Source organism: Sphaerisporangium cinnabarinum, from assembly GCF_055567015.1.
Window position 1 is genome coordinate 69,764 of the sequence record NZ_JBVHRG010000011.1, and the last position, 11,949, is coordinate 81,712.

Annotated in this window: 16 protein-coding genes; 8 read left to right on the top strand and 8 right to left on the bottom strand. The window is 73.8% G+C overall.

From position 1 onward, the window contains the following. Genes kdpA through ACZ4MO_RS15825 form a run of 3 tightly spaced genes read right to left on the bottom strand, consistent with a single transcriptional unit; the run spans position 1 to position 1,897 of the window. Positions 1–1,674, bottom strand: coding sequence for a potassium-transporting ATPase subunit KdpA (gene kdpA, locus ACZ4MO_RS15815; protein WP_175009261.1), 1,674 nt, complete (start codon positions 1,672–1,674; stop codon positions 1–3). Continuing rightward, a complete protein-coding gene (locus ACZ4MO_RS15820; RefSeq protein ID WP_061268977.1) occupies positions 1,674–1,763 on the bottom strand; it encodes a potassium-transporting ATPase subunit F in 90 nt (29 codons plus the stop codon). Before ACZ4MO_RS15820 ends, kdpA begins: the two co-directional genes overlap by 1 nt. Then, positions 1,760–1,897 carry a hypothetical protein gene (locus ACZ4MO_RS15825; protein WP_163188684.1) on the bottom strand — a complete coding sequence of 46 codons (138 nt, stop codon included), beginning with the start codon at positions 1,895–1,897 and terminating at the stop codon, positions 1,760–1,762. Before ACZ4MO_RS15825 ends, ACZ4MO_RS15820 begins: the two co-directional genes overlap by 4 nt. A gap of 229 nt (positions 1,898–2,126) precedes the next feature. Between ACZ4MO_RS15825 and ACZ4MO_RS15830 the strand changes: the two genes are divergently transcribed. Genes ACZ4MO_RS15830 through ACZ4MO_RS15840 form a run of 3 tightly spaced genes read left to right on the top strand, consistent with a single transcriptional unit; the run spans position 2,127 to position 3,758 of the window. Beyond that, entirely contained in the window at positions 2,127–2,423 is a 297-nt protein-coding gene (locus ACZ4MO_RS15830) for a type II toxin-antitoxin system VapB family antitoxin (RefSeq protein WP_021480409.1), read from the top strand. Positions 2,424–2,448: 25 nt separating this feature from the next. Then, entirely contained in the window at positions 2,449–3,099 is a 651-nt protein-coding gene (locus tag ACZ4MO_RS15835; RefSeq protein WP_043652283.1) for a LytR C-terminal domain-containing protein, read from the top strand. A 50-nt stretch (positions 3,100–3,149) separates the two neighbouring features. After that, a complete protein-coding gene (locus tag ACZ4MO_RS15840) occupies positions 3,150–3,758 on the top strand; it encodes a GNAT family N-acetyltransferase (protein WP_175009262.1) in 609 nt (202 codons plus the stop codon). 78 nt (positions 3,759–3,836) lie between these two features. Here ACZ4MO_RS15840 and ACZ4MO_RS15845 read toward each other — a convergent pair whose 3' ends face one another. From ACZ4MO_RS15845 to ACZ4MO_RS15855, 3 genes are all read right to left on the bottom strand, one after another. Continuing rightward, entirely contained in the window at positions 3,837–5,171 is a 1,335-nt protein-coding gene (locus tag ACZ4MO_RS15845) for a solute carrier family 23 protein (protein WP_175009263.1), read from the bottom strand. A 100-nt stretch (positions 5,172–5,271) separates the two neighbouring features. Continuing rightward, positions 5,272–6,195, bottom strand: coding sequence for a TIGR03560 family F420-dependent LLM class oxidoreductase (locus ACZ4MO_RS15850; protein WP_175009356.1), 924 nt, complete (start codon positions 6,193–6,195; stop codon positions 5,272–5,274). A gap of 77 nt (positions 6,196–6,272) precedes the next feature. After that, on the bottom strand, positions 6,273–6,572 hold the full coding sequence (locus ACZ4MO_RS15855) for a Dabb family protein (protein ID WP_175009264.1): 300 nt from the start codon (positions 6,570–6,572) through the stop codon (positions 6,273–6,275). Positions 6,573–6,595: 23 nt separating this feature from the next. Between ACZ4MO_RS15855 and ACZ4MO_RS15860 the strand changes: the two genes are divergently transcribed. Both ACZ4MO_RS15860 and ACZ4MO_RS15865 read left to right on the top strand, forming a co-directional pair. Then, positions 6,596–7,489 carry an LLM class flavin-dependent oxidoreductase gene (locus ACZ4MO_RS15860; protein ID WP_175009265.1) on the top strand — a complete coding sequence of 298 codons (894 nt, stop codon included), beginning with the start codon at positions 6,596–6,598 and terminating at the stop codon, positions 7,487–7,489. A gap of 171 nt (positions 7,490–7,660) precedes the next feature. Next, positions 7,661–7,861: a DUF2510 domain-containing protein gene (locus ACZ4MO_RS15865; RefSeq protein ID WP_186810449.1), complete on the top strand. Its 201-nt coding sequence runs from the start codon at positions 7,661–7,663 to the stop codon at positions 7,859–7,861. Between the two features lie 33 nt (positions 7,862–7,894). On the opposite strand, the gene ACZ4MO_RS15870 is transcribed toward ACZ4MO_RS15865, so the two are convergent. Then, the gene (locus ACZ4MO_RS15870; RefSeq protein ID WP_175009267.1) at positions 7,895–8,494 is read right to left on the bottom strand and encodes a dihydrofolate reductase family protein; all 600 of its coding nucleotides are present in this window, start codon (positions 8,492–8,494) and stop codon (positions 7,895–7,897) included. Between the two features lie 103 nt (positions 8,495–8,597). Beyond that, positions 8,598–10,349 (bottom strand): ABC transporter ATP-binding protein, encoded by a 1,752-nt coding sequence (locus ACZ4MO_RS15875; protein ID WP_499279240.1) that lies wholly within the window; start codon positions 10,347–10,349, stop codon positions 8,598–8,600. A 241-nt stretch (positions 10,350–10,590) separates the two neighbouring features. On the opposite strand from ACZ4MO_RS15875, the gene ACZ4MO_RS15880 reads away from it, so the two are divergent. The 3 genes from ACZ4MO_RS15880 (at position 10,591) to ACZ4MO_RS15890 (ending at position 11,948) form a co-directional block, all read left to right on the top strand. Further along, positions 10,591–11,226, top strand: coding sequence for a TetR family transcriptional regulator (locus ACZ4MO_RS15880; RefSeq protein WP_175009268.1), 636 nt, complete (start codon positions 10,591–10,593; stop codon positions 11,224–11,226). Then, positions 11,223–11,510, top strand: coding sequence for a hypothetical protein (locus ACZ4MO_RS15885; protein WP_255437281.1), 288 nt, complete (start codon positions 11,223–11,225; stop codon positions 11,508–11,510). The genes ACZ4MO_RS15880 and ACZ4MO_RS15885 overlap by 4 nt, the downstream gene beginning before the upstream one ends. Positions 11,511–11,687: 177 nt before the next feature. Then, a complete protein-coding gene (locus tag ACZ4MO_RS15890; RefSeq protein WP_175009269.1) occupies positions 11,688–11,948 on the top strand; it encodes a hypothetical protein in 261 nt (86 codons plus the stop codon). Position 11,949 lies beyond the last annotated feature (1 nt).

An 11,949-nucleotide genomic window follows, 5' to 3' on the forward strand; every position in this document is an offset into this window, starting at 1 on the left:
TTACAGCAGCCCTTCAGCCAGGGGACCCAGCGCGAGAACGGGGAAGTACGTGAGCGCGGTGAGGAGGACCACCACGCCGATCAGGAGCCCCACGAACTGGGGACGGTGGGTCGGCAGCGTGCCGACGGTCGCGGGCACCTTGTCCTGCTGCGCGAGCGACCCCGCGAGCGCGAGGACGAGGGCGATCGGCACGAACCGGCCGAGCAGGATCGCGACCCCGAGCGCGGTGTTGAGCCACGGGGTGTTCGCGGTGAGACCCGCGAACGCCGACCCGTTGTTGTTGGCCGCCGACGTGAACGCGTACAGCACCTCGGTCGTGCCGTGCACGCCCGGGTTCCAGATCGACACCGTCTCGACGCTCTCGCGCACCGCCGGGATCGCGAAGCTCAGGGCCGTGCCGGCGAGCACGAGGGTCGGCGTGACGAGGATGTAGAGGCTCGCGAGCTTGATCTCGCGCGGCCCGATCTTCTTGCCCAGGTACTCCGGCGTGCGCCCGACGAGCAGGCCCGCGACGAAGACCGCGATGACGGCCAGCACGAGCATCCCGTAGAGCCCGGAGCCGACGCCGCCCGGCGCGACCTCGCCGAGCATCATGTTGAGGAGCGGGAGCATCCCGCCCAGCGCGGTGTACGAGTCGTGCATCGAGTTGACCGCGCCGGTCGACGTCGTGGTGCTCGTCGTGGCGAAGAGGGTCGAGCCGATGATCCCGAACCGCGCCTCCTTGCCCTCCATCGCACCCCCGGCGAGCTGCGGCGCCGTGCCGTTCCCGGCGGACTCCAGCGCGGTCAGGGCCACGAACGAGGCCACGAAGAGCACGCCCATCGTCGCGAGGATCGCGTAGCCCTGCCGGTCGTCGCCGACCATCCGGCCGAACGTGCGCGGCAGAGAGAACGGGATGACGAGCATGAGCAGGACCTCGACGACGTTCGTCCACGCCGACGGGTTCTCGAACGGGTGCGCCGAGTTCACGTTGAAGAACCCGCCGCCGTTCGTGCCGAGCAGCTTGATGACCTCCTGCGAGGCCACCGGCCCGCCCGGCACGCTCTGGGTGCCGCCCGCGAGGGTCGTCACCTGCGTGAAGCCGTCGAAGTTCTGCACGACACCGCCGACGAGCAGCACGACCGCGCCCACGAGGGAGATCGGGAGCAGGATGCGCAGGCACCCGCGCACGAGGTCCACCCAGAAGTTCCCGATCGTGCCGACCCGGCGGTACGCGAAGCCCCGCACGAGCGCGACCGCGACCGCCATGCCGACCGCCGCGGACACGAAGTTCTGCACCGCGAGCCCGGCAAGCTGCACGGTGTACCCGAGCGTCTGCTCCGGCGAGTACGACTGCCAGTTCGTGTTGCCCACGAACGACGCGGCCGTGTTGAACGCGAGGTGCTCCGACGGCGCGGGCAGCCCGAGCGAGTACGGCAGCCACTGCTGCGTGCGCTGGAGCAGGTAGAGGAGCAGGAGGCCCACGGCCGAGAACGCGAGGATGCTGCGCAGGTAGGCGGGCCACGTCTGCTCGGAGCGGGGGTCGACGCCCAGGACGCGGTACAGGCCACGCTCCACCCGCCAGTCCTTCGGCGTGGAGTAGACCCGCGCCATGTGGTCGCCCAGCGGGCGGTAGAGCGCCGCGAGGACCAGGGCGACGGTCCCGAGCGCGAGGAGCGCGAAGATCCAGGTCATCAGAAACGCTCCGGTCTCACGAGCGCCACCACGAGATACACGATCGCCGCCGCACCGAGAGCCGCGGCGAGGAGCTCGAGCACGATCACAGCTTCTCCACCGCCTTCCCGATTCCGGCGACCAGCACGAACACGGCGATCACGCCGAGCACGTAGACGATGTCGAGCACGAGACGTCCCCAGGTCGAGACCGACGGCCCCCTGTCGGGCGGCCGGGCGCCCACCGGACGGGGCGCCGACGACGATCGAACACCCGCCCCGAGGCGCCGGAGGCCGTCCTCACGGGACCCATACGGCGCGGGGCGCGACGCTAACGATCTCCTCACGGCCCCCGCCCGGTCCGGGCGGTCGCGGACGAGCCCGTCGGTTCCCGTGGGGAGTTCGTGACGACTGCGTGACCGGCACCCCGCCATCGGGGGCGGCGGCCGCCGTCGGGCACCTAGGATGTCCCGCATGATCTTCAAGGCCGTCGGCGACGGGCGCCCCTACCCGGACCACGGCCGGGTCACCGCCCGCGACTGGGCGGAGGTGCCCCCGCGTCAGGTGCGCCTCGACGAGCTCGTCACCACCAAGCGCACGCTCGACCTCGACGCACTCCTCGCCGAGGACTCCACGTTCTTCGGCGACCTCTTCGCGCACGTGGTCGAGTTCGACGGCGTCCTCTACCTTGAGGACGGCCTGCACCGCGCCGTCCGCGCCGCCCTGCAGCAGCGGGCGATCCTGCACGCGCGCGTGCTGACGCTGCGATGAGCGGCCGGTCCGGTAGGTTGCTGGCGTGACACTCCGCCCCGACACCGCGCGCGCCGTCCGCCGCCGGCGCATGCACGAGCGCCAGGCCGTCGTGTTCGGGCTGCTCATCGCGGCGCTCGCCGTCGTCGGGATCGGCGCCCTCGCCGTGTACACCGGGGCGATCGAGGCGCCGTTCGACCGGGAGCTGTCCTCGCCCGAGGCCGTCGACGACCTCGCGGACGTCAAGGTCCCCTGCCTCGCGGACGGCACGCTGCCCGTCGCCACGGGCGACATCCAGGTCAACGTCTACAACGCGTCCGGCAAGGACGACCCGCTGGGCCGGCTCAACCAGGACATCCTCACGTCGCGCGGGTTCGCGGTGCTCTCGACGGGCAACGCCCCGGACCTCGACGGCGACGGGAAGTCCGACGTCGTGTCGCGCACGCAGATCCACTTCGGTGCCGCGGGCGTCGCGCAGGCATACACCCTCGCCGCGCACTACGAGAACCCGGGCCTCGTGCTCGACGCGCGCGAGGACGCGACCGTCGACCTCTACGTGGGCGCCGACTTCGAGAACATCGTGGATCCGGAGCTCGTCGGCCTGTCCGGCGACGTCCCGCTCGAGAGCCGCGCGGGGTGCGTGCCGATCGAGGAGATCACGCCCCGCCCGCTGCCCGTGCCCCCCGCCGAGGGCTAGCACGTCCCGGCCCGGCGCCCGCCGGGCCTCCTGACCGCCGAACGGTACCCATGAGCACCCTGCCCCTCCGGCCCGCCCGGACCACCGACCCCGCCGAGGTCGACCGCCTGTACGAGATCTGCCTGCGGACCGGTGCGTCCGGCGCCGACGCGAGCGGGCTCTACACCGACCCGCGCCTGCTCGGCGAGGTCTACCTCGGCGCGTACCTCGCGCTCGAGCCGGGCCTGGCGTCCGTCGTCGAGGCCGACGGCGTCGTGGCCGGCTACGTGCTCGGCGCCCGCGACACCGCCGCGTTCGAGGACCGGTGCGAGCGGGAGTGGTGGCCGCCGCTGCGGGCGCGCTACCCCCTCGGGAGCTTCCCCGCGGGGTCGCGCGACGAGGCGCTCGTCGAGCAGATCCACCGCCCGCACCGCACCGACCCGTCCGTGCTCGGCGACTACCCGTCGCACCTGCACGTCGACCTGCTGCCGTCGGCCCAGGGCGGCGGGAACGGCCGCCGCCTCATGGAGGTGCTCTTCGACGCCCTGCGCGCCGCCGGGTCGCCCGGGGTGCACCTCGGCGTGGCGGAGGACAACGCGTCCGCGATCGGCTTCTACGAGCACCTCGGCTTCACCCGGCTGGACGTCGCCGAGGGCCTCGTCCTCGGCCTGCGCCTCTAGCCGACGGCCCGGCGGGCTGGTGCCCGCCGGGCCGTCGGCTCCGTGGAGCCTCCGTGGAGGCCGCGCACGCGCGTCGCGTCAGCGGGCGTCCTCGACCGCCTCGTGGACGGCGGGCTCGTCGCCCCCGGGGGCCGACGCCGGGCTGGCGGGCTCCTGGGTCGTGCCGCGCCACCGCGAGAGGTTCCGCATCACGTGGTAGATCACGAGCGCCGCAGCGGTGCCGAGCGCGATCCCCTCGAAGGTCAGGTCGCCCACGGCCCACGTGAAGTTGGCGATGCCGACGACGAGCGGCACGGCCGCCGTCGTGAGGTTGACCGGGTCGGAGAAGTCGACCTTGTTCTGCACCCAGATGCGTGCGCCCAGGATGCCGATCATGCCGTAGAGCATCGTCGCGGCGCCGCCCAGGACGCCGACCGGGATCGTCGCGATGAGGGCGCCGAACTTCGGCGACAGGGAGAGCACCAGCGCGGTCGCCGCCGCGACCCAGTACGCCGCGGTCGAGTAGACGCGCGTCGCGGCCATGACGCCGATGTTCTCGGCGTAGGTCGTCGTGCCCGACCCGCCGCCGATCCCCGCGAACGTCGTCGCGAGGCCGTCCGCGAAGAGCGCGCGGCCGGTGAGGTCGTCCAGGTTCTTGCCCGTCATCGCGGCGACCGACTTCACGTGCCCGACGTTCTCCGCGATGAGCACCAGCACGACCGGGACGAACAGGCCGAGCACGGCCACGTCGAACGTCGGCGTGACGAACTCCGGGAGCCCGAACCAGGCAGCCTTCCGCACCGCGTCGAACGACACCTCGCCCTGGATCACGGCCACGACGTAGCCGACGACCACGCCGACGAGGATCGACAGCCGCCCGAGGATCCCCTTGAACAGGACGCTCACGAGGATGATCGCGGCGAGCGTGACGACGGCCGTGACCGGCGCCTGCTGGAAGTTGCCCCACGCAGCCGGGGCGAGGTTGAGCCCGATGAGCGCGACGATGGTGCCGGTGACGATCGGCGGCATGACGACGTCGATCCACCGCGCGCCCGCCACGTGGACCACGAGCCCGACGGCGGCGAGCACGAGGCCCGTGACGAGGATCCCGCCGACCGCGACCGACTGGCCCTGCGACGCCGTCGCGGCCCCGATCGGCGCGATGAACGCGAAGCTCGACCCGAGGTAGCTCGGGAGGCGGTTGCGCGTGATGAGCAGGAACCCGACCGTGCCGACCGCGGAGAAGAACAGCGTCGTCGCGGGCGAGAAGCCCGTGAGGAGCGGCACGAGGAACGTCGCGCCGAACATGGCGACGACGTGCTGCATCCCGATCCCGATGGTCCGCGGCCAGGTCAGACGCTCGTCCGGGTCGACGACGTCCCCCGGTCGGACCGTCTTCCCGTTGCCGTGCAACCGCCACCCGATGGCGCTCATGTCTCTCCCGTCCGTGAAGCCCGTGTGAAAAAACCCCCGGTGCAGGGTAGTGGCCCGACGTCACGGCGGTGTTTCCCGGGCGCCCCCACGGACGCGGACGTCACGGCAGCTGCGGCACGACCTCGCTCGCGATGAGCTCCAGGTGGTCGAGGTCGTGCAGGTCGAGCACCTGGAGGTAGAAGCGCGTCGCGCCCTGCTCCGCGGCGGCCGCGATCTTGTCCGCGACCTCGCCGACCGTGCCGGCCAGGCCGTTGCGGCGCACCTCGTCGGGCTCGCGCCCGATCGCGTCGGCCCGACGGCGGAACTCCGCCTCGTCCTTGCCCACCGCGACGACGAACGCCGCCGAGTACACGAGCGAGTCGGGGTCGCGGTCGGCGTCGAGGCATGCGGCGCGCACGTTCTCGAACCGGTCGGGCAGGACCCCCGGGTCGGGGAACGCGGCGTTGAACTCGCTGGCGTACCGGGCCGCGAGCGCCGGGGTGCGCCGGGGCCCGTGGCCGCCGACGATCACCGGGACGCGCTCCTGCGCGGGCTTCGGCAGGGCCGGGGAGTCCGTGAGCGTGTAGTGCTCGCCGCTGAACGAGAACGTCTCGCCGACCGGCGTCTCCCACAGCCCGGTGATCACCGCGAGCTGCTCCTCGAGGATCCCGAACCGCTTCTCCGGGAACGGGATGCCGTACGCCTCGTGCTCGCGCGCGTACCAGCCCGCACCCAGGCCGAGCTCGACGCGGCCGCCCGACATCTGGTCGACCTGCGCGACCTGGATCGCCAGCACGCCGGGGTGGCGGAACGTCGCCGACGACACCAGCGTGCCGAGCCGGATGCGGCTCGTCTCGCGGGCCAGGCCGGCGAGCGTCGTCCAGGCGTCGGTCGGGCCGGGCATCCCGTCGCCGTCGCCCATGACGAGATAGTGGTCGGAGCGGAAGAAGGCGTCGAAACCGAGGTCCTCGGTGGCCTTCGCGACAGCGAGGAGGTCGTCGTACGACGCGCCCTGCTGGGGCTCGGTGAAGATGCGCAGGTCGATCTGGGTCATGCCGTCACCCTGCCACACCGCGCGCCCGCCCCCGCCCGCACGACGCCCGCTCCGCGAAGGCGGTGCGGTCAGTCCGTCAGAGGAACGAGGTCGAGCTCCTGGAACTCCGCGACCTCGGGGCCCCACCGCTCGGCGACGAAGCGGCGGTGGTCCGGGTGGGCGTCGTACGCGGCGTACGCGGCGTCGTCGTCGAACACCATGGAGAACTGGAACGTCAGCGGGCTCTTCGGGCTCACCTGGCGCGAGACGGTGAAGTCCCGGACGCCCGGGACCCCGGTGAGCGTCGCGCGGGCGGTGCCGAGGAACTCGGACTCCTCCGTGCTGCCGGCGGGGTGGACGAGGCGGAAGGCGACGGTGTGCTGGATCACTCCCCCACCCTAGGCTGGCGACCATGCGCGTGAGCACCGTGATCCTGCCGATCTACCCGTGGCGCGAGGGCCGGGACGTCTGGCGGTCCGCCGACGACCTCGGGTTCCACGCCGCCTACACGTACGACCACCTGTCGTGGCGGTCGTTCCGCGACGGTCCCTGGTTCGGGGCCGTCCCGACGCTCGCCGCCGCGGCGGGCGTCACGGAGCGGGTGCGGCTGGGCACGCTCGTGTCGTCGCCCAACTTCCGCGAGCCGGTGACGTTCGCGAAGGACGTCATGACGCTCGACGACCTGTCGGGCGGACGCGTGACCGTCGGCCTCGGCGCGGGGACGACGGGCTTCGACGCGACGGTGCTCGGCGGCGAGCCGTGGTCGGCCCGGGAGCGCGCCGACCGGCTGCGGGACTTCACGATCCTGCTGGACCGCCTGCTCACCGAGCCCGCCGTCACCCACGAGGAGGGGCACTACCGGGCGCACGAGGCGCGGACCATCCCGGGTCCCGTCCAGTCGCCGCGGGTCCCCTTCGCGATCGCCGCGACCGGCCCGCGCGGGCTGCGGCTGGCCGCGCGCTACGGCCAGGCGTGGGTGACGACGGGCGACGGCCGGCTCGGGGACGACGCGACCCCGGCGCAGTCGCGCGCCGCCGTCCGCGACCAGGTCGCGCGGCTCGAGGCCGCGTGCCGTGACGCCGGGCGCGACCCGGCGTCGGTGGAGCGCGTCCTCCTCACGGGCTTCACGCCCGACCCGGCGCTGGAGTCCGTCGACGCGTTCGTCGAGACCGCGCACGGCTACGCGGAGGCCGGCATCACGGAGCTCGTCGTCCACCGACCCATCCCCGGGACCCAGTTCGCGGCCGGCGAGCGCGTGTTCGAGCAGATCGCGACGGACGGCGCCGCGCAGGTCGCCGAGCTGTAGGGCACGGGCCCGTCACGCTCGGGAGCGTTCTCCACGCGCACAGTGTGCCGCACCTCCGGCACGTCCTCCCGCTCGGGTGGAACCTCTCGGGGCGTCGCTGCGTGTCAGAGACAGAGGACCCGCGACACATGTCGTGCGAGGGCTCACCGACCCGGGACGCGAGGAGGCGACGTGCGCAAGGCATCGGCGGGGTGGTACGCGGACGCACCGGGCTCGGGGAGCGAGCGCTGGTACGACGGCGCGGCGTGGACCGACCGGAGGCGCGAGCGCCGGGCGCGGGACGACGTCGGCCCGTGGCGGCGGGTCGTCGTGCTCGGGTCGGTGGTCGTGCTGGTCGTCGCGGCGCCGCTCCTCCTCGCCGTGCTCGGCTGAGGCTCCCCCGGGAGAGCCTTCCGCCGGGGCACATCAGCCGAGCGGCCCCCGTACCCGGTAGGTCACGTGGGTCACCTGGGACGCCGCCCGCACGGCGACGGTCTCGAGCGCGAGGGGCGGGACGCCGTCGAGCACGCGGTCGCCGTGGCCGAGGACCTGGGGCACGACGTGCAGCCGGAGCTCGTCGAGCAGCCCCGCCGTGATCACCTGGTTGATGGTCGCAGCCCCGCCTGCGATGGCGACGTCCCGGTCCCCCGCCGCCGCCCGCGCCTGCGCGACGGCGGACCCGATGCCGTCGGTGACGAAGAAGAACGTCGTCCCGCCCTCCAGGACGAGCGGCTCGCGCGGGTGGTGCGTGAGCACGAACACCGGCGCGTGGTAGGGCGGCTCCGGGCCCCACCAGCCCCGCCAGCCCGGGTCCCACTCCCCTCGCCCGGGCGTGAACATGTTCCTGCCCATGACGAACGCTCCCGCGTCGACGATCGCGGCGATCTCGGCCGCGTTCTCGTCGGCCGTCTCGAACATCCACCGGTGCAGGTCCACGCCCGCGCCGAACGGGTGCTCCAGCGTCTGGTCGGGGCGCGAGGAGTACCCGTCCACCGACACCGCCACGTCGCACGTCACGTTCCCCATGCCGCCCTCACCCTCCGCGGTCCGCGTGCGCCGCGACCGCCGTCGTCCGTCCTGACGACACGTCCGACCGCGGGCGGGCGCGGAACTCATCGCGGCACCCGGGTCAGCGCGGTGCGGGGGCCTCCTCGGTGGCGATGCGGAGGGCGGCGACGAGCTCGCGGTAGAGCTCGTCGGTCGCGAGGAGCTGGGGGTGCGTGCCGCGCGCGCGGACGCGGCCGTCCTCCATGACGAGGATGACGTCGGCGTCGATGACCGTGGACAGGCGGTGCGCGATGGTCACGACGGCGCGGTCGCGGGCCAGGTCCTCGATGACGGCGTGCACGGCGGCCTCGGTGAGCCCGTCGACCTGTGCGGTGGCCTCGTCGAGGAGCAGCACGTCGGGCGCGTGCAGGACGGCGCGCGCGAGGGCGACGCGTTGGCGCTCTCCACCCGAGACGGTCGTCCCGACGAGCGACGTGTCGAGGCCGTCGGCGAGCGAGCGCACCTTGGCCTCGAGCCGGACCTGCGCGAGCGCGGCCCACATCGCCTCCTCGGTCGCGGCGGGGTCGGAGAGGCGCAGGTTCTCGCGGATGGTGCCCGGCACGACGGGGGTCTCCTGCTCGACGTACGCGAAGCGGCGCCGCACGTCGTCGAAGGTCAGGTCGTCGTAGGGGACGCCGTCGAGGAGGATCTGCCCCGACTCGGGCTGGAGGAAGCGCAGCAGGAGCGAGAAGGTCGTGGTCTTGCCCGCCCCGGACGGGCCGACGATCGCGACCTGGCCGCGTGGGGGTACGTCGAGGTCGAGGTCGCGCACCACGGGCTCGCCGCCCGGGAGGTAGCGCGCGGTGACGCCGCGCAGCGACAAACGCGGCGCGTCGTGGGGAGCCACCGTGCCCGACGCCGGGCCCACCCCGGCAGGACGACGCGCGGCCGGGTCGTCGTCCTCCTCCGGCTCGATCGCCTGGACCTCGCGGATCCGGCCTGCGGCGGCGATCCCGGCCTGGAGCTGCGTGACGTTCATCGTCAGCCCCGTGACGGGCTCGACGATCTGGAACGCGTAGAGCAGGAACGCGACGAGGCTCGACACGGCCAGCAGACCCTGGTCCACGCGCCACGCGCCGAGCGCGAGGATGACGATGATCGCGAGCTGGATGCCGCCCCCGGCGATGCTCCAGGCGACCGCCTCGGTCCGCACGGCCCGCACGCTGTGGCGCGCGGAGTCCTGGGCGTCGTCGAGCACCCGGTCGATCTGGCGCCCCTCGGCGCGGCTGGCCTTGATGGTGCGGATCGCGCGCAGCCCGCCCTCGAGCGTGCCGCCGAGGCTGCCGAGCGACTCCTGCGCCTTCTCCTGCGCCTTGGCGATGCGGGGCATGAGGGCGCCGACGAGGACGCCGATGACGACGATCGCCCCGAGGGTCGTGCCCAGCAGGACGAGGTCGAGCACACCCATGAGCACCACCGTGCCGACGAGGGACACCGCCAGGTTCACGAGGATGACCAGGCTCGACGACGCCGCCTCGCGCAGCAGCACCGTGTCGGAGGTGACGCGCGTGACGAGCTCGCCCGTCGGGCGGCCCGTGAGCGCGCCGATCCGCGCGCGGAAGAAGCGCCGCACCATGGACGACCGCGCGTCGAGCACGACGCGCTCGGCGAGCGTGCCGAGCAGGATCCACTGCCACAGCCCGAGCACGAGCCCGACGAGCAGCAGCCCGACGAGCGTGAGCACGGCCGGCGTCAGCGACGCCCCCGTGCCGAGTGTGTCGAGCACCCACTTGGTGACCATCGGCGTGGCGAGGGTCGCGGCCGTCGTGCCGAGACCGAGCACGAGGCCGAGCAGGAGGGTCCGGCGGTGCGGGCGGACGAACTGCCACAGCACCGCGAGGCGCGGGAGGAACGGGCCGCGGGGCGTGCCGTCGGGAGGAGTCGGCGGAGCCTCGGGGCCGCTGGGAGCGGTCGGGGACATGTCGTCAACCATGGTTGACATCCTCTCTCGTGTCAACTGTCGTTGACGCGGTGCGGGCGGTCGCGCACCGGAGCGCTCGACACCCCTAGTGGAACACGGCTGTTCCACGAGTGACAAGCGGCGTTCCGCGACGACGAGGGCTATCGTGGGCCGCGTGACGGCACGAACGAGCGCGCGGGACACCCCTGCGGCCACGCCCTCCCGAGCGGCTCCCGACGCGCCGCCCCCGAGCGGCACCCGCACCCGCACCCGGCGCGCGATCCTCGACGCGGCGGTCTCCGTGCTCAGCACGGACAAGTCCGCGTCGCTCGCCGACGTCGCGCAGGCCGCCCAGGTGGGCCGCACGACGCTCCACCGCTACTTCCCCGAGCGCGCCGACCTCGTCGAGGCGATCGGCGCCGAGACCGTCGAGCGCACGCGCGCGGCGATCGCCGCCGCCCGGCTCGACGACGGGCCCCCGGCGTCCGCGCTGCGCCGCCTCGCCTTCGAGTACTTCGACCTCGGCCCCTGGTACATGGTGCTGTTCACCGAGCTCGCCGACGCCGAGTCCGCGTTCTGGGCCGAGGCCGAGCAGGCCGAGGAGCCGGTGCGGGAGCTGCTGCGCCGCGGGCAGGAGGCCGGTGTCGTCGACGACCAGCTCAGCGTGGCGTGGATCGTCCGCACGCTGTGGTGGATGCTGTTCAACGCGTGGTCCATGGCCGACGACGGCGAGATCTCGCGCGCCGACGCGCTCCGCATGGCCGTCCGCAGCATCGAGGGCGTCGCCCTCACGCGCGAGGCCCGCGCATGAGCGCCGGACCGGGGCCGGCACCCCGCCCCGGCCTCGTTGAGCGGATGCGCCGCTGGTGGCAACGCGCCGACGACGTCCGGACCGGCGTGCGCTGGGCGAGCGTCGCGACCGTGCTCGGCGGGATCGTCGTCGCGGTCGTGTGCCTCGTGCTCGTGCTGCGCGGCCGCGTCTGGGCCTGGGTCCCCCTGGTGGTCGCTGCCGCCGTCGCGCTGCGCGAGGTCCGTTACCTCCAGCGCGCCGCCCGGGGCGGCCGACCCCGGTACCAGGAGAACGCGCCGCGCTGACCGTCGTGCGGCGGGGTGCACCCACCGGGCCACGAGGAGCACGCGCTCGTCATCCGGAGGTCGCACCCCGGTGGGCCGCAGGATCCACCGGACGGGCGACGCGCCCGAGGTGCGCCGCGGGGAAGACTGGCCGTACGGCGCCGGTCAGCGGCGCCGGCCAACCTCCGGAGGCGCACCGTGACCCCCACCCCCGCCCGGGACACCGCGTTCCCCGCCCACGACGGCTCACCCGAGCAGCCGTCCACCCACGCGGCCGCGCGCGGCCTGCGCTTCACCGCGCGCCGCGCGTCCCGTGCCCGACGCCGGGGCGCCGCCCCCGCGCGCCGGCCCGCCGTCCCCCCGGTCGAGCGGGCGAACGGCTGGGTCGTCGCGCTGGCCGTCGCCGCCGGCGCGGTGCTCTTCTCGACCCTCGCGATGAAGGCGTTCCTCGGCGGCTGAC